Here is a 25746-nt window from a genome sequence, read left to right as displayed (position 1 = left end):
GGACGCTCCAATAAGTGATTGTCTCTAATAAATTCACTAGGTTAGAGCAATATTATGGGGGAGAAGCGCTTCTAGCACGTTACCGTATGTTACAAATATCACCAGTTTGAGTGTTGCTGAAGGCGTTAAAACGCACGATAGAAGTGATGGTTCAGGTTGAACTGTGATTTAAAAATCAAATAGCATTTCGTAAAAGATCTGTCGGTTACTCGCACTATTATCTCGATGTGTCATATATTCTGCATGCTCGTCAGCGTGTGCAGAGGGGGAGATTTCTATACTCCAAAGCGCATTGATTTGGTTGGGTATCATTGAATAGCGCACGTCGATAATCCGCATTGCATCATTTGGGTCTTGAGCCAAATAATCATCAGAAAAACGGCGAAAACGCTCGATATCTTTCGCTTGTTGCGAATCAGGCGTGAGCCAAGGTAAATCTCTGCTTATTTTAAGTTTAGTGATGGATTCGCCTGGATAAGTTTTGACGGATGTACCCACTCTGACCGCATCAACAAAGTAGCGATGCTCGGTTTCGTAAACCACTTTCCACAACAGAATATTGCCAAAGCTAGGTTTGGCTTCAAGCCGAGTAGGTGTGTGTTGCCGCTGCTGGGCTAAGTGCCATCCAGCTGTTTCTGCGCGATCTCGCTGAATCATCCCTAGAGAGGGATAAAGCAATGCCCAAGCAAAAGCAATTCGTGCCAACCAAGGCGCGCGTTTTAATGTGGCGAAAAACAGTAAGATCAGCAGTGGCAAGGTGAAGAGTGGATCAATCACTGAGATGGTGTTCCACGCAAATCGCTCAGTGGATAGGGGCCATAAAAGCTGTGTGCCATAAGTCGTGCACGCGTCGAGCAGGGCATGAGTCGAGTAACCGAGCGCGCAGTAGAGCCAGCTTTGTTTAAATGAAAACCCCTGCCGTTTGGTGATGAGAGGGTGCAAAACCAATCCACAGAGTAAGCTACCGAATGGGATAAACAGCAGTGAGTGGGTAAATTGGCGGTGGTATTCTAAAAACAGTAGCGGGTCATTCGATGATTGGATCAACACATCTAAGTCTGGCGCCATTCCAGAAAGCATACCCAAAGCGCCAGCAACCAACAGATGATTCTTGTTGCTGACCGATTGGCTTAAAGAAGCGCCCAGTACACCTTGTGTTAATGGATCCATAAATTAACTCATTGATAGCGCGAGACTAAAACGTATCAATTGAGTGTAGCAAATCTCGAGAGAGGCTCTCGAGGGAAGGGTGTGAAATCTAAATACTAGATTGGCGAAATAGTTCGAGAATTCGATAGTGATTAAATAAGTCATCAGCTAAGACCAGCTCAAAGTCATTGACTCAGAACTGGTCTTTTATTCAGCGCTACGTTTTACCGATGTATAAGCTTAATTCTGGTAATGTTGGCGCAAAAAGCTTATGACATTTGGAACGTATTTTTCACTATCAAAAATAGGTGCGCTGTGACCAACGCCAGACTCAATAAACAATTGGTTTGCGACACCAAACTGATCCAGTTTCTGCTTTAAGCTCTCGCTTTGAGATAGCGGTACACGTTTATCTAAAGTGCCATGAAACTGAATATAGGGTGGCGTTTGCTCATTGATATAAGTTGTCGTTGAGGCTTGTTTGGCTAGCTCCGGAATGTTTGCAGGGCTATTACCGAGAAAACGTGAGACCGAAGATTTTTCGCTAACGGGTTTACCCGCTTTGTTGCCGAGTGCCACTAAGTCTGTTGGACCAAAAAAGCTTACTACCGCAGCAACTTTGTACTTAGGTTGCTGATAGAAGTTCACATCACTATATGCTGCGTTCGTCGCACCGATAAAGCCCGCAAGATGACCGCCTGCGGAGCGCCCCATCATGACTAGCTCATCACCATTAATGTTTAAGCTGTTTGCATTGTCATGTAGATAGTTCAATGCATCGTTAATATCTTGAATTGGTGCAGGAAAAGTCGCTTCGCCACTAAGACGATAATCGACCGCTGCCAAGGCATAACCTTCATCAAGTACCGATTTTAACAGGAGTGGGTTTTTGCTCGGCAGTTCATTTTTGCTGCCTCTTTTCCATGCTCCGCCGTGAACCCATACCAATAGAGGGTAAGGGTGATCTTGTGCCATTGATGGTGTGTAAAGGTCAAGCGAGAGCTCACGATCACCTATCGTTTTAAACAGTATGTCTTTTTCAACGTTGAAATTATTGGCAGCACAAGTGAGTGGTGCCATCAATGCTGGTATTAGCAAGAACTTGATTTGATTATTCATGATTTTTTATATTCAATTAAAATGACGCTTCAGCAGCTAACCAGTAACGTCGTCCATCTTCGACGTAGCCAAACTCTTCTAATGTCGTTTGCTTATCTAATAGGTTGTATACTGCTGCCATCACTTTTAGGTTGTCGTTAATTTGCCAGTTTGCTCCAAGATCAACAAAGGTAATTGCTGGAGCAAGTGTACGAGTGCTCGTGCTGGTAATATTGTCGCTCTCTTCACTTTGATAGTTAATACGCATCCATGAGTTAACATCGTCGCGTATCGCCCAGTTACCATTGACTGCAACGAGGTGCTCTGGCGCTTGAACTAGCGGTAGTCCGTTATCGTCATCATTGGTATGTTTTTCACTATGTGTGTAGGTATAAGAAGCACCTAGTGTGACAGCGTCGGTGATATCTTTGGAAATAGAGCTTTCGGCGCCATAGCTAGTTGCGTCATCAATGTTGACATAGGTACGGTCGCACTTGCGGCGATCTGTACAGCTTGGGTCGACAAATTCGTTCTCAATTTTGTCTTTAAAGTCACTATGGAACAGGGTCACGTTAGCTGCCAAGCTATTGTCACCAACAAAGTAGAGTCCCATTTCACTGCTGACTGATGTTTCTGGTTTTAAATCTGGGTTACCGAAAATCGAACACTGACCTTTACAGCTTTCTTGAATCCAGTCTTGGTCCATTTCCGTTAAGCTTGGTGCTCGATATCCAGTAGATACACCACCTTTTAGCGTCCAATTACTATCGATAGACCAAACTCCGTAGATTCTAGGGCTTAGTTGACCGTTAAAAATTTCATTTTCATCGTAACGCACACCAAGTGTTAGTGCGAATGAATCGGTTAGATACCATTCATCTTCGACAAATAGCGCCCATTGGCTGTTGGTTGCGCTCAGTTCGAGATTGTCATCGGTGAGTTTTTTATGCTCGTAAGAAGCACCTACAGATAGGTAGTGGTTCTCAAGATCAATGCTCCATTGGGTGTTGAGTAGATTGTTCTCAATCTCTTTTTCGGCACCAATGTTTTTGACAGTTTCTGTGCTGGCAAACGATGATGTTGTTCCCCAGTTGTAGTGACCAGTATGGTTCACCCCAATGGATTGGCGGTCATACTGTCTTTCAGAGTCACTGGTTGAAGATTTACCTTCGGTTGTCGTTCGCTCTTGATCATGAGAAGTTAGCTCTACGCCAAAGGTATCTTCGGTTGTTGGCGTTAGATAGAGAGAAGCTCGGTAGCTTTCGAGGTTCTTACCTGCATAACCGCCTTCAATTTCATCTTCTTTGCGCTCTTGATATAAACCCGTTAGAGACGCACTTAGCAGACCATCGATGATTGGTCCGGCAAGATAAACTTGACCTTGGTAGCTGTTTCCAGCCGACGAGTTCTCTTGAAGAGTGGTTTCACCACGGACACTACCTTGCCATTCTTGGTAGTCTTTACGTGTGATAATGTTGATTACACCACCTAGTGCGTCTGAACCATACAGAGTAGACATCGGACCGCGGACGACTTCAATTCGCTCAATTGCGTTTAGCGGTGGTAACCAATCTTGTTCAGTAAATGTGCTTCCGTTGGTTTGCGTTTCGCGACCGGATTGTTTTCTACCATCCACGAGAATAGCAGTGTAGGCAGCAGGCATGCCACGAATTGATATATCTTGACCATCAGCGCCACCGGTGACAGTGATGCCAGGCACATCTTTCAGAGCATCAGTCAAATCTCTGTATGAGCGATTTTCTAATTGGTCTCGTGTTATCACACTGATGGTAGCGGGAGCTTCAGTCATAACCTGTTCGTAACCTGCGGCGGTAACGACCATGGTTTCCATTGCTGCATTAGTGCCATCCTTGCTGGTTGCGTCATCGGCAACAGTGATCATTGGAATAGCAATACAAGCAGAAGCAATAGCCTTCGAAAGAGGGGAACGTGCAAACGAAAAAGGATAGTTCATATTGGCTCTGTTTAAATTAAATTGCATTTAATAATTATTCGCATTTAAACAGAGTTCTGGCTTTGCAGACAAGATATTCGCTATCTTGAAGTCGGAATATGACTATCCAGATTGTGCATAGTGGTGATGCCCCTATCTCATTTGGGCATTAAGCTAGGGTGTCTTCCCCGACATAAAGCTCTTTGAAGATATCTCTTACCCATTCGCACATAGGGTCATCGTGAAATCGTTTGTGCCAATACAAATAGACTTCCTGAAAGTCTAATTGAAGTTCTGCTGGCACTTCTCGAGTGACTAAGCGTGGATCTTGGCATGCCGATTCAGCGAACGGGGTCGGCAGGTGAAAAATAATGTCGGTTTCAGCCGCAATACTCGGTGCTGAACTAAAGTTACTCAGCTCTACAGGAGCAGAAAGACGACGTTTTTTATTTGCCAAGCCAAGTTCCTGATACTTATGTTCAAAAGAGAGCCTTTTTTCCCCTTGAAGAGAGACTTGACCGAAATGGTAGTCAGCCAATTTCTCCGGTGTGAGCTCTTGAGTGGCGAGCGGATGTTCTCGATTCATCAGCAGTCGAAATGTGCGTTTCGCCACCACCATTCGATAAATGTTTTGCTCTGAACTTGGGGGTTGATGAGACGAAAGAGCAAAGTGTACATCTCCAGCAACCAGAGCTTCAAAATGACGTTTAGGTACTGAGTCTAAGCTCACTACTAAGTTAGGGGCTTGCTGGCGAATTTTTGCGATGACTTTCGGCATGAGAGTGTTGATCTGTGGCAGTAAGCCATAAATCTTCACTGTACTGTTCACATTGCTCGGATCAAAAGATTGCTTGTGGGCTAATTTTTCTAGGCTCGCGATGACATTATTAATATCGTACTTTACCGACTCTGCTTTCGGCGTGAGTTCATAGCCATATTTCTTTCGAACAAGAAGTTCATCATCAAAGAAAATCCGCATCTTCTGCAATGCACGACTTACCCCAGACTGGCTCATATTTAGTGCCATCGCTGTATTGGAAACATGCTTTTCTTCGAGTAAGTGTTTTAAGATAAAAAGTAAATTTAAGTCTATCTGAGCGATGTTCATGTTGAGATGTCCATATACCGTTGGTGTTATGATACACAAACTCAGATAGTGAGATAAGCAAAAGTCATGACGGTAACCCAGAATAGAGTGGGGCTATCGTATTACTATCAACCTAAAGAAAACTCTCGATAGGCAACAGCCCACTTAACCAAGCACCGCTGCGCAGTAGCCACCCCGCATCGGGTTCGCTATCGAGTATCTGTTGGGTTTGATAGTCTCGCCATACTAGCTCATCGTCTTGTAGCTCTAATTTATACGCGCTCATTTTTAGTAGTTCCAACAACCCTTGTTGAGCCGTTTGCACATACTCAGGGTGGTCAAACACCACCGCCATTTCAGTATTAAGCTCAGCCGAGCGCGGGTCCATATTCATAGAGCCAACAAACATCTTCTGTTTATCAAGTAACATCACTTTAGCGTGCAGACTTGATCGACTGCTACCCGTGACACTCCATTTGTGCTCGATTTTAGCGTTGGCTTTCATCTCCCACAGCCCGATACCGCCTCTGACTAACTCTTCGCGGTATTTGGCATACCAACCGTGCACCGCAAACACATCGTTAGACGCAAGAGAGTTGGTAAGGATGGTGATTTTTTTGCCACTTTTGGCTGCTTTGATTAGCGCTTTCGTGCCGGCTTCTGTTGGCACAAAGTACGGTGAAACAATAATTGCCGAGTGGTTTACGTTGGTAAGTAACTGCGCAAGACCATCAATAAGTTGGCTTTGTCCGTTGTCGATTTTCTCGGGTAAATCGTACAGTAAAACTGCTTCACCCCAATTGAGGTCAACTTGCCTATGCATAATGTTTTGATACAGCGGTAGCGTCTCAAAACTGTACTCGTCACTGGTGAACTCATGCTCAACTCTTGATGTTTTACGCCATTGCTCGATGTCTTGCTGGCTTAGCGCGCCATCAATTTTGTGCAGCCAGGCGATAGGGACGGCGAACTCACTGTTCCAGTAATGATCGAACTGAACTTGAGTTTGCTCTACGACCGGACCGTAGAGCAGTAAATCGAAATCCCCGAACTCGACATCAGAGCGGAATGAAAAATACTCATTACCAATATTACGCCCGCCCACTACCGAGACCACGCCATCAGCTGTGAGGGATTTGTTGTGCATGCGACGATTGAGGCGATCACCTTCGGTCACCCATGACAACATCCGCAAATAACGGTGCTGATGCGGGTTAAACAGACGAATTTCAATATTGGGATGATTGTTCAAATAGGCGATGGTGCTGTCTTTACGGCTTTGCATATCATCAAGCAGTAGCCTGACTTTTACCCCTCGCTCGGCTGCTTCAAATACGCGCCAGATCAGCAATTGACTGGTCTCATCATCTCGGAAAATGTAGTACTGAAGGTCAAGAGAGCTTGAAGCGGACTCGATCATCGCAAGGCGTGTTAGCAGCGCATCGTGCCCTGTGCCAAGCGGGTAAAAGCCAGAATACTGCGCAGGCATATTGGTCGGCGGTTGGAAAAATGCCGCTAATTCTGAAGTGTTATCAAAGCCTGCGTGGTAAGTGGCAACCTTGGGGCTTAACTCTGCGCTTGATTCACAGCCAACCAGTAATAAGATACTGATCAGCGCCATCGTCCATCTTTTCAACTCAATTCATCCTTTGAATAGCGTGATGGCTTAAGTTAACACAATTCGTTGTTTTTTATATCGATCTAATCCATACCGTTGCTATTTTAGCGCAGGTAGGGAGCTCACTTTTTATGATTTGTATCTCCTGATTAAAGCGGTGAGGGTTTCTCTAGGCTTGGTGCCGGCGATCCAATTACTTATTGTCTTACCTGAGGCTATAAATAAAAGGTAATGAATATTTCTTGATGCGCCTTTATCAAGTATTTTACTATTTGCATCCTCAATGTTTGATTGTTTCTAAGTGTTGAGTTCTGTGATTCATAATCTATCCTTAGGTAATTGATTTTCTATAGGTTTAAAATGGAAAAATTCTTAGTTTTAAAATCAAGCGTTCTTGGCTCCCACTCTGTAACAACAAAACTGATCGATCGGTTTACAGAGCAACTTAGTGATGACACAAATATCATTGAACGTGACTTAGTTGAAACGCCTATTCCACAAGTTAATGGTGATATTGCAGCAGCATTGGCAGGTCAAGACCATTCATTACCTCATCAAAAAGCAGCGGTTTCACTTTCTGATCAATTAATTGATGAAATTAAATGGTCAGATACCTTGATAATCGCTGCTCCGATGTATTGCTTTACCATTCCAAGCCAACTAAAAAGCTGGTTTGATTTTATTGCGCGAGCTGGGCATACGTATGTTCATACCAGTGAGGGACCTAAAGGTTTAATTAACAATAAGAAAGCCATTGTGGTTACCTCTAGAGGCGGCATACACCAGAATACGGATAGAGACCATGTAACAAGCTACATCACTACTGTTTTAAATTTTATCGGTATTGATGATATTCAATTTGTTTATGCTGAAGGTATGACGATCAGCCCTGAGTTTGCACAGCAGTCTCTAGAAAAAGCGAGTAATGAACTTTTCTCATTACTGCCTAGCAAACTTTAAAGAGATTGTCACTTTGAGACTATAGGGGGAAACGCATTAAGGCGTTGTTTATCTACCTGCCTTTCTCGCTGAGCTAAAGATTGGCTGACTAGTCAGCCAATCTTTAATTACTTGATTAATACGAAGCACTAAGCGACTTGATCGATTCGCAGTTCAATTTTCACTTTTTTGTTTGGATTCGGGCATTCGAATACTCGCATATCAGAAACTGAAGCGGTTTTGTCGAACTGCATTTCCATTATCGATTTGTGAATGCTGCTATAAAAGAAACCACAGAAATCACCACATTGACGAAAGCCTAACTTAAACTCATCGCCCGGTGTCATACCAATCGTACAAGGTACCTCACTGGAAACGATGGTTGCTGTCATTTGGTTGCCAACGGATGGAAACTTAATGCTTGGTTTGGCAGGCTGCGGAATTAGTTCGTTCGCGATCACGTTGGAAGTGACAATAGTTGCGCCCACACCGACTAATCCATGCTTAATAAATTTACGTCTATTCATTTTTGTTTTTGTCCTAACTTGTTTTAAGTAATGAGTGATTCACTCGTTTACCTTTAGACGTTTCAGCTCAAAAACTGTGACAGCAAAAAAGCACTTTTTTGTCGATTCTTAAAATAACTCCGTACAGCATTTGGTCAGTTAAAAATCAGAGCGATGCATTCGCTACGCGCCTCTCATATTAGCCACTCTTTTTATGTCACACTTTCAATGAGATACCTGAGAAGAACAAACTCGAGCATTGAATGAATTCAGATTTAGAGCGTTACGTTAAAGAGGCAAAAAACGGCAATCTGGCCGCCCTTGATCAGCTTGTTAAGCACATTAAGGATAATATTTATGGTTTAGCTTTTCGCATGTTAGGGCACCCTGAAGATGCGGAAGATCAAACGCATGAGATCTTAATTAAGGTGATTACTCACCTAAGTAGTTTTCGAGAAGAGAGCGCGTTTACGACTTGGGTATATCGTATTGCTTGCAACCACCTGATTAGCAAGCAAAGTAAGGTAAAGAGTGAACTCACCTTTGAATCGTTCGGTGAACTGATCGCCAATATGACCGAGCAAGCCCCGACTTTAGAGGCGTCAGATCCTGAAAGAAGTGCACTGCTAGAGGAAACACGCCTCAGTTGTTTGCAGGCAATGCTGAGTTGTTTAGATAAAGAGTCGCGACTTATTTTTATTCTAAGTGAGTCTTACGGTGTCACCAGCCAAGAAGGCGCATTGATTTTAGACATCACTCCGGATGCGTATCGCGCTCGGCTTTCGCGTGGCAAAAAGCTATTACAGCAGTTTATGGATCAGCGTTGTGGTCTGATTAACAAAAACAATTCCTGCCAATGTCACCAGCCAGCAGCGATCAGATTGCAGCATCAAAGCGGGGTTAAGTCATCAATAAGCTGTAGTGCTCAGCTCTCTTCTAAGAAAGGGCGCGCCGAACTGCTGGCGCAGTTGGATGAATTTGAGGAGATAGAGCGAGTGATTGCGATGTTTAGACTCTACCCAGAATATGACTCGCCGGACTCTTTCTCTCATATTGTCAGTAACCTGATGGAATCAGGGCGATATCAAGTCTTGAACTAGCTTTCATTGGATACGGAAACGCCCAAAGTTATTAGCTTTGGGCGTTTCTTCTAGCAAATTTGGTGACGACAAACCGAGCGTTAAAGCGTCATATGCAGAATTGGAAATGGTTTTCCCATATCATCAAGGGGTGAGCGCGAAGTCACTTTGAATCCCATTCGCTCGTAGAACCCTACCGCTTGTGGATTCTGTTCATTTACATCGACTTTGGTTGCGCCCAACTGCTCTGACCCTGAGTTACTTAAGCGAAAAGGTGGTGCAACAGATTCAGTTCCATATCGATTCTATGCATCCCTAATCCCCATCCATCGGGAATAGTGCTGATTTCTATTGCGCCATATTTGGCAAAAAATGGTGCAGACAAATGGCTAGCAGCGATCTTGATTTTTGCCACGTTAAGCTGTTTTGCTTTGCTTATGGCTCTATTCATAAATTGATCACCCACACCAACACCTTGTGCATTCGGCGAGATTAAGATCCAATTGAGAGAGTAAAACTCAAGCGATGAGCCACTTAATCCATAAGCTCCGATGATGTTGTTATTTAATAAGCACACTTCATAGCCGGTAGGATTGCTCTCTAAGAAACTTGCGTAATCTTCTCGCTCGTTAGTGGCAAAGTAAGCAGGGCAGTTGCTATCAAAAACTTGCAGGCAAGCATCTTTATCGCTAGGGGTGTAAGCTCTGAAACTTATCTCATTTTTCATAGTTATGTTACCAACGCTGCATGGCTATCAATTCATTGAATCTTAACAGATTCTAATAGATATGACGTCGTTGTTTTAAGAATTAGATCTAAATAGTTCAAGGACTAAACTGCCGCTATCGCGACTTAAATCGCTGCCGATATTGTGAAGGTGAGATGCCTTTGTACTTTTTGAACAAGCGGTTGAAGTTGGAACGATTGGTGTAGCCGACATTCTCGGCAATTAAGCTTATCGGTTGTGAGGTCGTTGTGAGCAATTGAGACGCATGATTCAATCTGAGCTTGGTCAAATAAGAGATATAGCTTTCGTTGAAGTGTTGAATAAACCAACGGTGAACCGTGTTTTCACTTACATACATATAATCCGCAAGTTTCTTTAACGTGATATCTGATGAGTAATGATTGTCGATGTACTTACAGACTTGAGCAATCTTGCTGAAATCGCTATTGGAGATTTCCTTTTTTTCTGCTGAGGCGTAAGGGAGCAAAGTCGAACGTGATTGATCGGCACACAGTTCCCCTAGAATCTGAATTAATACTGCAAGCTGCCCAATCGGGGTAAGAGCATTAAAATCATTGAGGTGTTGGAAAACCCTTTCTGCGGTTTGCGTCGAGAACCTTATCCCTTTGTTGGCATCTCTGACAATAGGCGCTAGCTGCCTAAGCTCGACGCAGCTGTACATGAGTTTGGCAATCCACTCTTCTCGAAACCAGATAACATGAGCTTCACAAGGGTTTTGCTCATCGGAATCTATTGATTCAAAACTATGAGCAAGACCAGGACCAAGTAAAAGCAGTTCGTTGTGCTCGATCTGCCCTTCAAAATGGGCGACCCTAGATTTGCCGTTAAAGTTTCTATGTAAAACCAGCTCAAATTCTTGATGAACATGCCAGTCTTCTGGTTTGACGACTTCTTCGAACATCTTATAGCGCCATGACCAGCCATGCCTTTGCGGTATTTTCTGTACGGTTGCTTTCATTCTAATGGCTCTTCGGCTCACTTATCAGTTAGATGCATGATGGCACACAATTGGCTCAAATCAATAAAAGTATCATAAGTCGTTGGAATAGTATCAGAAGTGACCATTAGAGCTGATATGTTTATTAGGTCGGCACAGTACAGGAGACCCAGAAATGTCCGAATATTTTAATTGCTTACTGCCAAAACTGACCTCTCTTGTGGAAGCTAATCAAAAGGCTCTTGCTGAGGCAACCGAGTTGTTTACCCAAGCCATTGTTAAAGACAACATGATCCAAGTTCTAGGAACAGGTCACTCGCATATGATTGGTCTAGAGGGATTTATTCGTGCAGGTGGTCTTGGCAATATTAATGCTATTTTGGACTCAGTACTGCTCACTAACGACGGTGCTTTAAGAGGTTCAGCAATGGAAAAATTGCCGGGTCTGGCAGAAGTGATTTGGAATGATCAGAATATTTCGCCAAATGATGTGGTTATGGTGATTTCCAACTCTGGACGTAATGCGTTGCCAATTGAATTTGCCCAGATTGCCAAATCGAAAGGTCATTCGGTTATCGCGATTACGTCAGTTGAACAGTCATCAAAGTACCCAAGCCGCCATAGTTCAGGGCTGAAATTGATGGATATTGCCGATATCGTTATCGACAACCAGGTTCCTCCTGGTGATGGATTGTGTAATGTGAATGGTAAAGTGACTGGCGCATTCTCGAGCATCGCAGGCATGATGATCATGAATATGCTGGTGGTCGACTCTCAGAAAGAAGCGCTAAAACAGGGCGTGACACCACTAATTTTCTCGAGCCAGAATGTAGATGGTTTTGATAACGATTATGTGTATCAACACTTTGGCTCTCGATTGAAGTCGATGTAAGTTGGATTAGCTCGGAGCCTTATTTCGAAGTATTTACCGTATACGGAAACGCCCAAAGTTATTAGCTTTGGGCGTTTCTTCTAGCAAATTTGGTTACGACCAACCGAGCGTTAAAGCGTCATATGCAGAATTGGAAATGGTTTTCCCATATCATCTAGGGGTGAGCGCGAAGTAACTTTGAATCCCATTCGCTCGTAGAAGCCTACCGCTTGTGGATTCTGTTCATTTACATCGACTTTGGTTGCGCCCAACTGCTCTATTGCATATTGCAGTAGCACTTTACCAATACCTTTTCCTCTAGCCTCATCTAAGACAAATAGCATCTCAACCTTAGCATCGTGAGTTCCCACAAAACCTAGGATAGAGCCACTTTCGTTTTTCACACATCTTAACGTGACAGCAGGAAAAGCTTGCTCAATGATAATGGGTTTAAAAAACTCAATATCTTCTTCTGTTATGAAGTCATGAGTTGCTCGGACTGAATTTTCCCAAACGTTAAGCATTTCTGCGTAATGTTCAGGAAGCACATTTTCTACAATCATTGGGTTTCTCTTAAGTTGACTGAAATTCATGTGCAGCCGCGAGAGGGTATTTTAGGTGATCGGGGAGATGGTGTCTATTGGTCTAATCGGTAGTGTTGTTATTTTTGAGTTGGTGGGAATCTCGCTGGAGCTTTCGATTCAAACTTTGTCATTCCCGCGCAGGCGGGAATCTTTTTTAAATTCATTGGGTTGTTAATTTATTGAGTTGGTGGGTGGGTATGTCCCGCTTAAAACTGGAGTGATCCTTTTGAGCTTGGTGTAAGCGGTCCAATTACTCTTTGTCTTACCAAAGAGTAATCAGAAAGGCGCTTTTGTGTTGCGCGCGTTGTCCAGCCGGTTTTAGGCGTTCCCGACGCCGAAAACCTAAAAATGCTGTCCTGCATTTTTGCCTAGGGTAGTGTTTATTTTGGCTAAAGCGTTTTTGGACAAAAGTAAGTCAGGGGCTTTACTAAACTAGTACTTAACGAATTAATTTAGATATTGAAAACCTATAACCGGCTGACAATAATCAATTACCCACTACAAGTTAAGCAACTAGTTACGGTAGTTTAGATGAGTTCTTTTTTTATCACAAAGCTACCTGCTGACTTAGTCATTTTGAAAAAATTAACATGATGCCACTGACTCTCAGTAAACAGCCCTCGAATTGTCAACTGAGCCTGAGGACTCATATTTAATCCAAAAACGACTTCTTCTAATGCAATTGGTAAAAAGCTTATTGATTTACCTTGCATTGGATGCTTCGTAACAACTCTAATTTCTTCCTCTACTTCCCATATTTTCGGTTTAGTAAGAGCTAATTGATGAAGAAATTCTTCAAGAATAAAGACAAGGTTACTTCGATGCTTGGGATCTTTGAAATCAGATTCCATTAAGTACCGTGGAAACTCTAATATTGGGGATTCATTACTATACTTAACGTCTTGAGGGCGGAGTTGAGGATTGTGCCAACCGGATAAATACTGCGGGTTAAAGCCTAAACAAACCCCTTTGTGGCTATTGGCGTAGTGCGCCCACAGCAAAGGGTTCTCAGCGGTTTTAGATAAGCTCAAAACCCTTAGGTTTTTCACTACATCAGTACTAGCTCTTGAAAATGACTTAATTGCTTCAGCAGACAGTTGTAGATGTGAGATTGCAGCTTCAAATGCTTGTGAATACTCGACTTGACAATCAAAAGGATCATTTAAAGTGCTTGGCTCTGCCAACCATAATTGTTTACTAATGATAATCTCGAGGGCTCTTAGATCATAATCTCGATATTTATAAACTAACTGGCTCAAATAAATCTCCTCATTAATTGGATTTGCCATGTAGTCGCATCAAATTGAACAACGCTGACTCTATGTCTAATCTATTCTTCCATCAACACTAAACTTGCTTGAATTGAAAGCGTCTAGCGTTGTAAATCTATTGTTAGTCGCTGTTTATTTAGCGCTCGCCTTTTACCTCAGACTATCCTTAAATAATTCTGCACAAGTACTGGTACAATGCGATACTCGTCTAGTTACTGGTTCGTTGATGCTAAGCATTGAGCTAACTAAAAGGCTGCTAGCTCAACGTTGGACAGAAATAAACTAGAAACACTGCACTAATAGTTTAGTAAGTTTTCCCTTGAAATTTTGAAGGATGTAATAAGGGCTTCTTAAAAATCAGAAAAAGAATCTTCACTTCTTAAATAGTCTTCTAGTTTTTGAGCCGAATCATTAAACTCTGTTTTAACTTCCTCGTATCCTGTAACAATCGGCCAAGGCCATCCTGTACATTCACTATAAGGAGCAGCACCGTATAACAACTCATACTGAAGACGAGCTTTTCCATCTTTTGCTTGAAACTTTAAATTATATTCACTATAGCAACTACCAAAACCACTAAGTGTCCACTTTACTCCAGCCTTTCCGAGAATCATGGCAGAGTCTCTATCTAGAACTCTTATCACACTATTACTATTTCCAAAAGACTGCGCAAAGTGATTACGAGCCTTCACCCATAATTCTGTCTTAGATTGGTCATCAAATTTCCAATCATACGTAAATGTTTTTTGAACATTAAGATCTGCAACTTGGTGGGATGCACATCCAGACAAAAGAAAACAAAGAGCAACTGCCGAGTATTTTATAATCGGCGTTTTTCAAGGTTGTTGTCATCATTCGCTTAGTTATTAAGCGGCTTCTCTTTCTGGATTTAGATGAACCTCACCAACGGGTTCACAGTTCCTAATTTTGCCTGACCAACGCGCAGGGTGTCGTTTTCTTGCTATCGACAATACATCAGAACGACGCCTTAAAATCTCGCTATCTTTACCACTGTGACGCTCTGATGGCGTAACGTAATTTAACTTACTGTGCTTGTGCTCGGTGTTGTACCAACGCACGAACGCCTCAACCCAACTACGACTTGCATCGAGTTGTTCAAAGCCTTTTGTTGGCCAGCTAGGCATGTACTTCACTGTGCGGAACAGCGACTCAACATACGGGTTATCATCACTGACTCTCGGGCGACTGTATGATGAAGTAATACCAAGCTCATCCATTTTCGCTCTGAACGTCAGTGACTTCATTGGCGCACCATTGTCCGAGTGAAGTACCAGTGACTGATTAAAGCACTGCTCGCGCATCAGCGTCCGCTGTAATAACTGTGATGCTAACTCACCGCATTCACATTCATAAACATCGTAACCAACGATTTTTCGGCTATAAATATCTTCAATCACGTAGAGATAATAGTGCTGACCGCGAACCCTAGATGGCAAGTAAGTAATGTCCCATGTGTACACTTGATTGGGACCTGTTGCCGTATAACTTGTTGGCTTAGCCTGCCTTTGTCGACTTCGCTGACGACCTCGGGGATGAAGTTGACCTTCCGCTTTCAAAACCCGATAGTAGCTCGACTCCGAAGCGATATACTCACCATTATCAAGCAACGTCGGAACAATTTGAGTTGGTGGTAAACTCGCGTATTCAGGGCGGTTGCACACCTCGATAATCGCATCACGTTCTTGCTGTGAGAGTTTGTTAGCAGGCGCAGGTCTGGTGCATGTCGGTCTTTTGTCTGCCCTTATTTCACCTTGCTGATACCAGCGTCGATACGTCCTCAAGTCGATTTGAACCTCATGGCAAGCGTACTCCAATCGGCAACCACTTTGCTGAGCGTCGTGGATAAGAGTGACCAAGTAGTGCCTTTCATCGGTTGAGGTTAATCTTCCTCTGGCTCTTCCCCGTAAAAGGCTCTCAGCTTTTTTCGCAGAACCAAGAGTGCTGCGGTTTCAGCTAACGCTTTTTCTTTAAAGCGTAACTCTTTTTTCAGCTCTTTAATTTCAAGCTTGTCAGCTTTAGCTTGTTTCTTGGCTTCAGCCTCACGCTCTTTAACAGACATAAACCCTTGCATACACTCACTTCGCCAATCTTGCACTTGTTCAGGGAACAAGCCTTTCTCGCGACAATACTGACTGAGTTCATTCTCCGTCATCGAGTAGGTTTCAGCGACAATGGCGAGTTTAGTTTGAGCAGACCACTGCTCTGATGAAGTATTACTATTTGGCACAGCGGCTCCTGAACGTCTAAGTTGCTGCCGCCAATGATACAGGGTTGCTGGGCTAATACCTTCCTCTTTTGCTACTTGGCTTACAGACATTGAATAAGGAGGTAGTAGCTTCTTCAATATGGCTTCTTTTCTTTCTGTTGGAATGCGATTCAAAACTCACTCATTACCACCCAAACTGGTTAAATTTTAACAGTGACAACAATCCTGCCAGAGGGGGTAATCATGTGATTTAGACCTCATCACTAGTTGTACCAACGTCAAAAATTAATATTTGTTCTAATACTGATTGCAACACGTTTTGGGGCAGAACTGAGTTTAAATATTTTTCGCGCAGATGTTTTCAATTGGTTAAAGATAACCATCACCCTAGGCAAAAATGCAGGACAGCATTTTTAGGTTTTCGGCGTCGGGAACGCCTAAAACCGGCCGGACAAAATCAGAGATACAAAAGCGCCTTTCTGGTTACTCTTTGGTAAGACAAAGAGTAACTGGACCGCTTGCAGTAAGGGGCAAGAGATCGACAGGCTTTTAAGCGGGACATACAGATATAACTAAAATTACTCCCGGATCCAAAGCCCCTTACTGATTCCTCAACCCCATCCGACACAACTGCCTAAAATCCTTCGGGCTTACCCCGGTATGACGTTTAAAAAACTTCGTCATATTGGTCGCTTCATTAAAACCAAGATCAGCGGCGATATCCGCTATCGCGTATTGGCTAAATGCCAGTTGGCGCTTGGCTTCAATTAAAACGCGTTCATCGAGCAATTCTTTGACGCTAATGCCTGCGTTATCTTTAGCAAGCTTATCTAACTGCTTCACACTTTTACCTAGCACCAGCGCCATTTCGGCGACGGATGGGCGCTGGCTAAAGTGCTCATCAATGTAGTTTTTCAGGCGGTAAAAATCACTGGCGCCAAGGTTTTGCATTTGCTGGGCGTTTTGCTTGTAAAGCGGCACAATCGATTTAAGCAAGATGGTGCGCAGCAGATTGCGAATGATCTCAGCACGAAACTCAGAGTCAGAGTAAAACTCGCTGACCATGACGCGAAAGAGGGCATCAATATCTTCGCCAATATCGTGGGTGCAGTTTATGTGCACCAATGCGGCGATAATCGAATCAAAGTAAGGGTCTTGCTTGTGCTCAGCAAGAAAGGTGCAGTTAAACGGCACCACAAAGCCGTCGACAGTGCGGGTTTTGGCAAAGGCGTGGATCTGGTTTTTACCCAATGAAATCAGCGTGCCCGCTTTGATGCGATGCAACTGGTGATCAATATAGTGCTGACCTTCACCTTCAGTTATGTAAATCAAAGCACTGAAGTTAAGCCGATGATGACATGAAACATCTTCCAAGCTGCGCGCTTGGTAAAGCTCAGAAATGCGGTAAATGTAGGGATTGGTTAATCCGGATTCAGAGCGCATGCGCTCAAGGGGAATACTTTTACAACTCATAGATAGCACGAAGGAGCTTAGTGCTAACGGTAACACTAAGCTCCTGATTTTATTTTTCTAGTGATTGATGAGGCGATATGGTTAGTACTGTTCGCTTTCCATATCTTGCGCCATCTGCTTAAAGTCAACTTGTGGCTTACTTTCTACTACAACCACTGGTTTTTCTACTGGCTTGGTCACACTATGCAGTAATTGTTGCTGGCTTTGTTCGCTGGTTAGGCTAACAAAGCTGGTGGCAAGCTGCAGCACAATCACCACCGAGGCTAAACAGTAGAAAGCAAGAGAGATGTGTTTTCTCATGAGTTACTCCTTATCCTGTTTCATCGGGCGACGGGCTTTGCTCTTTTTCGCACGAGACTGCTTGAACCAGTTCTTGTTAAACACCAAGAAGTCTGTCATGGCATTAACTGGGCAAAGGCTCTGACACCAAGGGCGACGCACTACTAGCGAGGTTAAGATGATCATCACCGTCAGCACAAATAGGTACATGCCACCAATCATGCCAAAGGCAATACCAAACGGTTCATAGACAAATGCGGCTGGGCTACGGAAGTACGCGCCAAGGCAAAGCGTGACTAACAGTAAGACGCGCGGGAACCAGATAAATAGCTCGTTACGAATAGGCGAGGATTTGGCGTTACCCACTTTGGCTAAACATTTTTGTACTGCACCGAATGGACACAAGCTTTCGCAGTAGATATTGCGGTTGTAGTAAAGAATGTAGCCGATACTCAGAGCCAGCAAGATAAACGGCGTGTAGTTAGCCACACCAGAAATCCATGAGCCATAAATCGCGCCGCCCATGATAGAAGCCGAGTAAAGCGAAGCAGAGTGGAAGCCAAATAAGATGGTTGAACCACCAAGAATAGCGATATTGAACTTCACTTTGTGCTCCGAGCGGGTACGGTTAACCCAAACCGCTAAAGCAAAGAACACCAACGCCGCTGCATCTAACCACTTGAAGTAACTTAATGCAGACGCTTGCTCTGATAGACGGTAGCCATACAGTGCCTCGCGCACTGGATCTGCAGCTTGATCTACGGCAGTAATATATGCCTCTGAGGTGAGCGTTGCGCCCGTTACCGCATCGACATGCAGTGACGTTTTCACGCGCTGACCTAACAGGTTCTCTGGCAGTTTTTCTTCTACTACTTTGTCAAAGTATGACGAGGTCTCTTTGGATGAAAGCAGCGAAATTGTTTCCACTTCACCTGATGGAGTAAACACAGCGCCAACGCTCAGTTCGCCGCCGTAACCTACGCCTGAGCCAAAGCTAACCCATTTAGCTTGTGCTTTGTCGCCATCAGCACTAACAAGTTGGTACAAGTTAGGTGAGACTTCAACTAGCTCACTGCCCGCAGTGGAAATGTGTTGGAAGAATTGCGTTTGCGAGTTGTTGGTGCGCAGACCGCCCAAATACCAAGCTAAAATCAGCAGCAAAATAGATGCGATGCTGGCGATCTTCTCTAGGTTTTTATTTCGATTTGTTTTTTGTTTTCGTTCAGCCATAAAACTAACAAGCCACAAGTGAATACTGACCTTGTGGCTTGCTCCTTAACTTATTCTAAAACACCGATTAGTTTGCTGTCTTTGGCTTAAGTGCGATAAGCACTCGTAGCAAGATAGCACCACCAATGATTAAGCCTGTGCCAACGAAGCCGAGGAAGTACCAGCCTGCCATACCTTCGTTTTCACCCAGTAGGGTAAAGGCGCCAGCGACGGTTAGCACCAGTGATGCCCACCAACCGCCAACCAATGCCCATTTCCACCAGTTCATGCCGAGTTGGAACTGTTTAGCCCATTGGTTTGCGCCAGCAAACACCAGCACTTGCAGCGCGCCAAATGCCATCCAAAATAGCGGGTCGAGTACAGTCGATTGTGGAAACATTAGAATCCCTCCCAGTTACCGTCGTATTCCCAAGTTTTTTCTACCGCGAGGTAGTTCTCGCTGCGCATCCATTCTGGTGGTTGGTGGTAGCCAGCAAAGCAACCGCCATTCCAGTCGCCGTGGTAGGCTTCTGCTTCTGGGTAGTAGAAGAAGTTATGCTGCATCGCGAGCAGTGTTTTACGCGTCATACCGGTAGGATCGCGCGGGTCGGTTTCTTTCACCAGTGCGTGAATCCAGTTGTTTTTACGCGTGTAAGGACACACCGCAATACAAACACGACAACCCATTGCCGTTTCAGTTGGACCTTGACGCCACATGGTCCAGCAGCTGTCTTGGTTAAAGGCAAACTTGCGATAACCGCGCACGATATCATCCGGCTTATCGGCTTTACTGATTGAGCCACTTGGGCAAGAGTCGGCACAGATCTTACATTCTTCACAGAAGTGCTTAACCTTGGTGTCGATCGGTTTATCGGCTTCTAGATCAAGCTCAGTGATCACCGCAGCCAAACGAATGTTTGGACCAAGCTCTGGCGTAAGCAAAATACCGTTACGCGCCGCTTCACCCATACCCGCTTGGATAGCCAGTGGTGGCACAACGATTTCATAGTCTGAACCTGGCCATTGTGGACGAGCCGCATAGCCAAGCTCACCAAGGAAGGCTGCCATCAAACCCGCCGCGTTTTTGGCGCGGAAGTAGCCATCGTATGAGGTTGAGTAGCCGATTGCGGCGTACATTGGGTCCCAGTTCATTGGCGTACCGAAGATGATCACGTTCTTCCAGTGTTTCGGAATACTTTCATCCCAATCTGGCATGCCGCGCATGGTGTTTTTAAACACAAAGTTCGGATCTAGCTTAGTGATACCCACGATGCTCATGCCGAATTTAAACGCCATCTTCTTGATTAGCTCAGAAGCGTGTTTTGGCGATTTAAACTCTTGCTTAGTGCGTTTAACCCACTGGAAGTCCACTTCGTCTGGGTGACCTTGTGGTTTTGGCGGGAAGTCACTGTAGACACCGCGCATGTAAGCCGCTGAGTACGCCCAGCCAATCGCGAAGCGTGAACGGTGACGCTCAAAGTTTTGCGAGTGCTCCGCTTTCTCTTCAAACGATTGGTACATGTCGTCCCAACGCTCTGGGTAACGTGAGTAGTATTCACGCACGCGCTCGTTGGGAATATCGCGCCAGTCTTTGGTTGGGATCCAACCTTTTTTCATTTCAGCGCCAAGTACGCGAGTGCGGTGGAAAAGGAAATCACTCCACTCTGGGCGAATAAGCTCGCCAGCCACTTCCATAGTTGGAGCCACATCAACGCGAAACGGTTCGCGGTTGAAGTACATATCATGACCTGACTCGGTACGACCCCAACCCACGTTAGCGTCAGGATCGCGACCGAGTACAAAGCCAGCACCTGCCGCGGCACCTATGGTCGCAGTTGCCGCCGCAACGCCACCTAACTTGAGAAAATCGCGCCGAGACGTATCGGCTACGCCTGATTCAACTTGATCTTTCACATTAACTCCCAGATTTATTTTTATTTAATTTCGACTACATCGAGGCTCAGTTTCTTGTTGATGGTGTTGAGCTGCTCGCGGTAGGTAATTTTGTAGTGACCGGCTAAGCGGTTAAGGTCAACCATCACAAGCTGTGCATCAGCCCATTGCTCTGCATGGAAATAACACAGGAACAATTGCTCTAGGCACCACTCGTCGTGAGGTTCAAAAATCAGTAGCTGTTTGATGTCATCTTCAAGCTCGCCATAGCGCCCAAGCTCTGCTTTAACGCGGGCACGAATGCTGACGACGTCATAGCTCGACGGGTTAATCATTAGGTAGTGGTTTAGCGCTTCAAGGGCTTCTTCTAAGCGACCGTTTTGGTGAGCTGAGATGCCCGCTAAACGCACCAGTTCAATCGATGACACATGGTGTTCAAAAGCAGCGTTGATCCACTGCTCGGCTTTTTCTTTGTTGCCTAATGCGAGGTATGAACTGACAGCCGTAATGTAGGTGGAGACTAACGATTTATCGCAGGCAAAAGCTTGCTCTGCGTATTCGGCTGCCAGTTCAAAATTGCTTTCTTGATAGTAAAGACCGGCAAGGTTTTGGTAACCGCCGACAAACTTAGGGTCGATCTCTATGGCTTGTTTAAAGTGTTCAACCGCGATGTCACTTTCGCCTGTAAAAAGGTGGTTGAAGCCAAGGTGGCAGTGCAGCATTGGGTTGTGAGCGTTAATGGCAATCGCTTCTTCAAGCATCGACTTTGCCATCTCATAGTCACCAAGCTGCTGATAGACCAAACCACATTTGGTTTTGAAATCATCTTCAGTCAGCTGCGACTTAAATTGGTTGGTCACGACCATCGCTAGTTGGCACATCTGCGCTGCCATAAGGGTTTCAAACAGAAACTGCACTTGAGGTGTAGCAAGCTCAAGGTTTTCTAACTGCTCGCTGAGCACCAACGTAAAGCTTTCATGCTCGAGCCAATCGGTTTTGTTGTGATCAGGTTTTTCATCCGCTTTGGCAAATTGAGCAGAGAGAAACATCAAGCGGTCGTTGAGCTTTGGCTCAATGGTTTCGATTGATGGAAGGGAAGCGATGTGGCTATTGAGGTATTGGTAAAGTTCAAGCCATTTACTGCTGATCATGAATAACGTCCTACTTAAATTTCAGCGCTAATATTCAGCATTCGGTAAATGGTCAAAAGGTAGTTTTTTACCCTAAAGTGGTAGAAATCTACCCTTTGAAATCAAACATGATTTCGATCAAATCGTATAGCGTAATGTAAATTATTCCACGTGTGATCGATTTAACATTTGTCGCGTGAGTTCGTTAGGGTGGAGCATTCATTGATGTCATTGAGCGGTTGGGGACGTTGGCAGAATCGTTGGTAGATCAGTTGGAGAGCATCCCCTCACTTTGGTCTGGAGTAACCTTAGGTGAGGGGAGTGAGAACGTTAAGTCGTTACTCATTGGTGGGGTGACTATCGGCTCAGCGCACGGCTACTTCTCATGCGTTTATAACCATCGGCAACCAGAGCAACGAGCGCGAAAATAATAAACAGGTAAGTCGGCATTTCGTTCAATGCAATGGTGTCACCAATCAGTAAACCAACGATAAAGATAAACGTCGGCTCAACATAACCCAGCAGACCAAAGAGTGACACGGTGAGTTTTGAATAAGCATACAAATACAGCAGCATTGGCGTTACCGCCACTATCGCCAAACCGACATAGTAGAAGTAAGTACTTACTGATAAATGCAAGAAGTACTCGGCAGGGTAGAGGAAGAACATACCCGCTATCGCAAATGGCAACAGGATAATATGGTCGACAGCCAAACCAACATCGGCTGCCAGTGGAATCGATTTTCGGTTGATAAAGTAGAGCGGGTAACCTAACGCTACAACCAGAACCACCCAAGATACGCCAGAAGAGAGCACGTAAGCCCAAATGGTACCCAACAGTGCAAACAGACAAGCGACTTTCTGCAATCGAGTCAGGCTTTCGTGATAGACGAAGCGACCTACCAACACCATTACTATCGGCAAAGTGAAGTAACCCAGTGCAAGGTTTAACGTCTCGCCGTTAGCGGGTGCCCACACAAACAGCCAATATTGCGGTGCAACCAAAATGGCTGAGATAAGGTATCTGCCCCATAGTTTGCGCTCTTTTAACGCTTCGATAAGCAGAGGTAGGCGCTTGGTAAGCAAAAGCAGTACACCAAACAGCAAGGTACTCCAGAAGATACGTTGTACCGCCAACCAATGACTGTCACCGCCAGCAATTAAACTTGGTGCCATATCGGGTTGCAGTTGAACGTATGCTGGGATTAAGGCGAACAGCAGCGAACATAAAATGGATGCCGAAACGCCTTTGGATTGTTCGGACATCAGATGGTTATATTTATTAAACATGATTGAAAATGCATCATTGAGAGATCTGCCGCTACTTTGGCGATTTAGAAAGAAATAGGCAACAAAAAAAGCCGCATCTGCGACTTTTAGTTTTTGATAATTAGGTTGCGGCACGGACTTAGCTTCGCGCCGCATAGAGAATCAATTGGATCTTACATAATGCCAAATTTTTCGTAGGCTTCTACTGTTGTCATCCCATTTTGTAGAGCTAGCAATACTTGGTTTTCACCTAGTGCTTTTTCAAAAGCGCCTTTAAATACAGCCTCCTCAAGCTCTTTCGGTACGACAACAATACCGTCTCGGTCACCAAAAATTATGTCGCCGTCACGTACTAATACGCCATCGACTTCAATTGGCACACGCCAGTCGATTACTTTTCCTCTTACTCCTTGATCTTGAGCGTAGCTACCAAAAGAGGCTAGAGGGAAATTGAGGTTTTCAATTTCATTGGTATCACGATGGAATCCATGTACGACAGCGCCTGCTGCACCACATTGAATTGCGCGAGTTGACATTAAACCACCCCAAAGAGCATAACGATGCGAACTACCCGCACAAATGTAGACTTCGTCCTCTTTGAGGTCATCTAAGGCTTCAAACATTAATCCAAATGGTTTACTACTAATGCTCGCGTGACCTTGATGATCACCAAAGAAATCGGCTTCTAGTACTGGCATGGCTCGACCCAAGATAACCATATCTGTACGGATTGGCTTTAGTTGAGGCGACAAGAACTGATGTGTGTACCCAAGTGAGTCAAGAATGTCGCCAACGAGTGCAACAAATAGCTTTTCTTTTGCTAATGCAAATAACTCTTTATCATTTTGCCAACTGATCTCATTCATGATGTTTTACTGCTCTCATAGTGATTTCGACTTTAAAGTTATTTAGTAGCTGTACACCGACGGCGGTACGAGCAGGGTAAGGGGCTTTGAAGTAATCTCGATATACAGCGTTAAAACGATCCCACTCAGATAGGTCTGCCAAGTAAACGGTTACTTCTACTACGTTATCTAGCGTGCAGTTAGCTTCTTTAAGCTGTTTGATACAATGCTCGATGGTAACGTGTGTTTGTTCTTCAATTGTGTCGCCGATCGTATTGCCTTCCACATCAAGCGACGCTTGTCCTGAGAGAAAGACTAGGTTTGTTCCTTTCACTTCCAACACCGGGCTGTAAGGACCAGCGGTTTTGTGTTGAGTCGCATTTTCCGGCATTAATCGCACCATTACAGACCTCGTTTAATTTGTTGTTCGATTTGTTTGAATTTATTAGCTACGAGATAAATCTCTTCATCACGCAGAGTCATTGGGTTTACAAAAACTTGGTTTGGATGCTCGGAGTTGCACATCACCTTAGGCTGACCTTCCATTAATAACTTAAGAACAGTTTCAGATGACACATCAATAGGAAATTGAACCGATGCTCTGGCCATAGGTTGGCCAGCTTCGTTAGGGTAGGTTCTAACAACCTTGAAAATAGAAGTCTCTTCTAGCTCAGCAGATAATATTTGTATTTGCTGCTCAGCCCATTCATCTCGAGCTTGATGGTCGGTTTCAAGTGCTTCTTTTAATGCCCAATACAAACCAATGATTTCTTCTCGTCCAGTTTTGAGCATTCGACCATAGCCATAATTTGGGAATCCTGTTTCTTGAACGTGCTTAAGTAGGTGCTCTTTACCTAGAATCAATCCACTGGCTTGTGGACCTTTTAGATCTTTGCCGCCGGAAACAACGATGGCATCAGCTCCGTTTTGTGTGTATTTCCAAAGTGTATCGATCGGAGGAATTTGCGCGGCACAGTCGACAACAAGAGGGATGCCATGTGCGTTGGCAACTTTTGCTGTCGCCTCAAAGGATAAGCCTCCTTTTGCGACCCAACCTCCATTGTCTCCAGCAAAGAAGAAAATTGCGGCGGTTTTTTCATTGATTGCCATTTCCAAGTCGCGCTCGGTTAGCGGCAATATGATATTTGGGTACCCTATTTCTTTAACGGTCGCACCATATTGTGAGATAGCTTGGCCATAAGGATTCTTATGTGCTGCAAAAACGATGATTTCACTATCAACGATTTCTTGTTTATCCAGGTAATATGCGGGCTTGTTCAGTTTCTTAGCAATAGCGGCACCTGTGCACAAGTACAAACCACACGCCGCACCATTAGATATGAACGCAGCCTCGTTGCGAGTCATTTCGGCGACTTTTGCATGGACGACTTTTTGTAATTCTCTTATTTCTACATGTTCGTTCGCGGCTTCGGTCATTTTTTGCAGCGTAGTTGGACTCATTCGAGATCCACCTATAACAGTATACGTGCCAGCAGCATTTATTATGGGGCTAATGCCTAAATGTTCGTATATATTCAACATCTGTATTTTCCTATTTGAATGTATTTTTTATATATGAA

Annotated in this window: 25 protein-coding genes and 1 pseudogene; 3 read left to right on the top strand and 23 right to left on the bottom strand. The window is 44.3% G+C overall.

All coding sequences use genetic code 11. The annotated features are described in order from the left end of the window. Positions 1-168: 168 nt before the first annotated feature. The 5 genes from GZN30_RS20260 to GZN30_RS20240 form a co-directional block, all read right to left on the bottom strand. Entirely contained in the window at positions 169-1170 is a 1002-nt protein-coding gene (locus GZN30_RS20260) for a metal-dependent hydrolase (RefSeq protein WP_075648432.1), read from the bottom strand. Positions 1171-1389: 219 nt separating this feature from the next. Then, positions 1390-2268 carry an alpha/beta hydrolase gene (locus GZN30_RS20255; protein ID WP_075648430.1) on the bottom strand — a complete coding sequence of 293 codons (879 nt, stop codon included), beginning with the start codon at positions 2266-2268 and terminating at the stop codon, positions 1390-1392. Between the two features lie 16 nt (positions 2269-2284). Further along, positions 2285-4222, bottom strand: a complete 1938-nt coding sequence (locus GZN30_RS20250) for a TonB-dependent receptor domain-containing protein (RefSeq protein WP_075648428.1) — start codon at positions 4220-4222, stop codon at positions 2285-2287. Between the two features lie 148 nt (positions 4223-4370). Further along, positions 4371-5309: a LysR family transcriptional regulator gene (locus tag GZN30_RS20245; protein ID WP_075648426.1), complete on the bottom strand. Its 939-nt coding sequence runs from the start codon at positions 5307-5309 to the stop codon at positions 4371-4373. Positions 5310-5421: 112 nt separating this feature from the next. Continuing rightward, positions 5422-6909 (bottom strand): phospholipase D family protein, encoded by a 1488-nt coding sequence (locus GZN30_RS20240; RefSeq protein WP_075648424.1) that lies wholly within the window; start codon positions 6907-6909, stop codon positions 5422-5424. 357 nt (positions 6910-7266) lie between these two features. On the opposite strand from GZN30_RS20240, the gene GZN30_RS20235 reads away from it, so the two are divergent. Further along, complete coding sequence (locus GZN30_RS20235; protein WP_075648422.1) at positions 7267-7866, top strand: FMN-dependent NADH-azoreductase; 600 nt, start codon at positions 7267-7269, stop codon at positions 7864-7866. 128 nt (positions 7867-7994) lie between these two features. Here GZN30_RS20235 and GZN30_RS20230 read toward each other — a convergent pair whose 3' ends face one another. Further along, positions 7995-8372, bottom strand: coding sequence for a hypothetical protein (locus GZN30_RS20230; RefSeq protein WP_083627136.1), 378 nt, complete (start codon positions 8370-8372; stop codon positions 7995-7997). Between the two features lie 242 nt (positions 8373-8614). Between GZN30_RS20230 and GZN30_RS20225 the strand changes: the two genes are divergently transcribed. Next, positions 8615-9451, top strand: a complete 837-nt coding sequence (locus tag GZN30_RS20225) for an RNA polymerase sigma factor (RefSeq protein ID WP_075648420.1) — start codon at positions 8615-8617, stop codon at positions 9449-9451. Between the two features lie 80 nt (positions 9452-9531). Here GZN30_RS20225 and GZN30_RS20220 read toward each other — a convergent pair. The 3 genes and pseudogenes from GZN30_RS20220 to GZN30_RS20210 all read right to left on the bottom strand — a co-directional run. Next, positions 9532-9678 (bottom strand): annotated as a pseudogene (locus GZN30_RS20220) (GNAT family N-acetyltransferase); the annotation flags it as partial. Between the two features lie 14 nt (positions 9679-9692). Further along, positions 9693-10157, bottom strand: a complete 465-nt coding sequence (locus GZN30_RS20215) for a GNAT family N-acetyltransferase (protein WP_075648418.1) — start codon at positions 10155-10157, stop codon at positions 9693-9695. A gap of 115 nt (positions 10158-10272) precedes the next feature. Beyond that, positions 10273-11136, bottom strand: coding sequence for an AraC family transcriptional regulator (locus tag GZN30_RS20210; protein WP_075648416.1), 864 nt, complete (start codon positions 11134-11136; stop codon positions 10273-10275). A gap of 154 nt (positions 11137-11290) precedes the next feature. Between GZN30_RS20210 and GZN30_RS20205 the strand changes: the two genes are divergently transcribed. Next, positions 11291-12007, top strand: a complete 717-nt coding sequence (locus GZN30_RS20205; protein WP_075648414.1) for a sugar isomerase domain-containing protein — start codon at positions 11291-11293, stop codon at positions 12005-12007. Positions 12008-12117: 110 nt separating this feature from the next. Here the strand turns inward: GZN30_RS20205 and GZN30_RS20200 are convergent, their stop codons facing one another. From GZN30_RS20200 to GZN30_RS20135, 14 genes are all read right to left on the bottom strand, one after another. Continuing rightward, positions 12118-12549 (bottom strand): GNAT family N-acetyltransferase, encoded by a 432-nt coding sequence (locus tag GZN30_RS20200; RefSeq protein ID WP_075648411.1) that lies wholly within the window; start codon positions 12547-12549, stop codon positions 12118-12120. A 548-nt stretch (positions 12550-13097) separates the two neighbouring features. Beyond that, positions 13098-13859, bottom strand: a complete 762-nt coding sequence (locus tag GZN30_RS20195; RefSeq protein WP_075648409.1) for a DUF2971 domain-containing protein — start codon at positions 13857-13859, stop codon at positions 13098-13100. Positions 13860-14191: 332 nt separating this feature from the next. Next, a complete protein-coding gene (locus GZN30_RS20190) occupies positions 14192-14632 on the bottom strand; it encodes a DUF4468 domain-containing protein (protein ID WP_075648407.1) in 441 nt (146 codons plus the stop codon). Between the two features lie 75 nt (positions 14633-14707). Then, positions 14708-16242 (bottom strand): IS3 family transposase gene (locus GZN30_RS20185; RefSeq protein WP_408646770.1). Its coding sequence is split into 2 segments (ribosomal slippage): positions 14708-15789 and positions 15789-16242, totalling 1536 coding nucleotides; the frame shifts between segments, so codons are not numbered across the junction. Positions 16243-16668: 426 nt separating this feature from the next. Further along, the gene (locus GZN30_RS20180) at positions 16669-17541 is read right to left on the bottom strand and encodes a helix-turn-helix transcriptional regulator (RefSeq protein ID WP_075650837.1); all 873 of its coding nucleotides are present in this window, start codon (positions 17539-17541) and stop codon (positions 16669-16671) included. An 81-nt stretch (positions 17542-17622) separates the two neighbouring features. After that, entirely contained in the window at positions 17623-17841 is a 219-nt protein-coding gene (locus GZN30_RS20175) for a hypothetical protein (RefSeq protein ID WP_075650812.1), read from the bottom strand. A 3-nt stretch (positions 17842-17844) separates the two neighbouring features. After that, positions 17845-19050, bottom strand: coding sequence for an FMN-binding protein (locus GZN30_RS20170; protein ID WP_232060545.1), 1206 nt, complete (start codon positions 19048-19050; stop codon positions 17845-17847). Between the two features lie 67 nt (positions 19051-19117). Next, positions 19118-19429: a hypothetical protein gene (locus tag GZN30_RS20165; protein ID WP_075650808.1), complete on the bottom strand. Its 312-nt coding sequence runs from the start codon at positions 19427-19429 to the stop codon at positions 19118-19120. Then, the gene (locus GZN30_RS20160; protein WP_075650806.1) at positions 19429-20943 is read right to left on the bottom strand and encodes a 4Fe-4S dicluster domain-containing protein; all 1515 of its coding nucleotides are present in this window, start codon (positions 20941-20943) and stop codon (positions 19429-19431) included. Before GZN30_RS20160 ends, GZN30_RS20165 begins: the two co-directional genes overlap by 1 nt. A gap of 20 nt (positions 20944-20963) precedes the next feature. Then, entirely contained in the window at positions 20964-22073 is a 1110-nt protein-coding gene (locus tag GZN30_RS20155; protein WP_075650804.1) for a tetratricopeptide repeat protein, read from the bottom strand. Between the two features lie 336 nt (positions 22074-22409). Continuing rightward, positions 22410-23342: an EamA family transporter RarD gene (rarD, locus tag GZN30_RS20150; protein ID WP_075650835.1), complete on the bottom strand. Its 933-nt coding sequence runs from the start codon at positions 23340-23342 to the stop codon at positions 22410-22412. A 152-nt stretch (positions 23343-23494) separates the two neighbouring features. Then, positions 23495-24187, bottom strand: coding sequence for an RraA family protein (locus GZN30_RS20145; protein ID WP_075650802.1), 693 nt, complete (start codon positions 24185-24187; stop codon positions 23495-23497). After that, positions 24180-24557, bottom strand: coding sequence for a RidA family protein (locus GZN30_RS20140; RefSeq protein ID WP_075650833.1), 378 nt, complete (start codon positions 24555-24557; stop codon positions 24180-24182). Before GZN30_RS20140 ends, GZN30_RS20145 begins: the two co-directional genes overlap by 8 nt. An 11-nt stretch (positions 24558-24568) precedes the next feature. Further along, positions 24569-25627 carry a hypothetical protein gene (locus GZN30_RS20135; RefSeq protein WP_075650800.1) on the bottom strand — a complete coding sequence of 353 codons (1059 nt, stop codon included), beginning with the start codon at positions 25625-25627 and terminating at the stop codon, positions 24569-24571. Positions 25628-25746: the final 119 nt, after the last annotated feature.

The organism is Vibrio ponticus (assembly GCF_009938225.1).
In the GTDB taxonomy this organism is placed as follows: Bacteria; Pseudomonadota; Gammaproteobacteria; order Enterobacterales; family Vibrionaceae; genus Vibrio; species Vibrio ponticus.
This window is presented reverse-complemented; position numbering and strand designations above follow the sequence as displayed.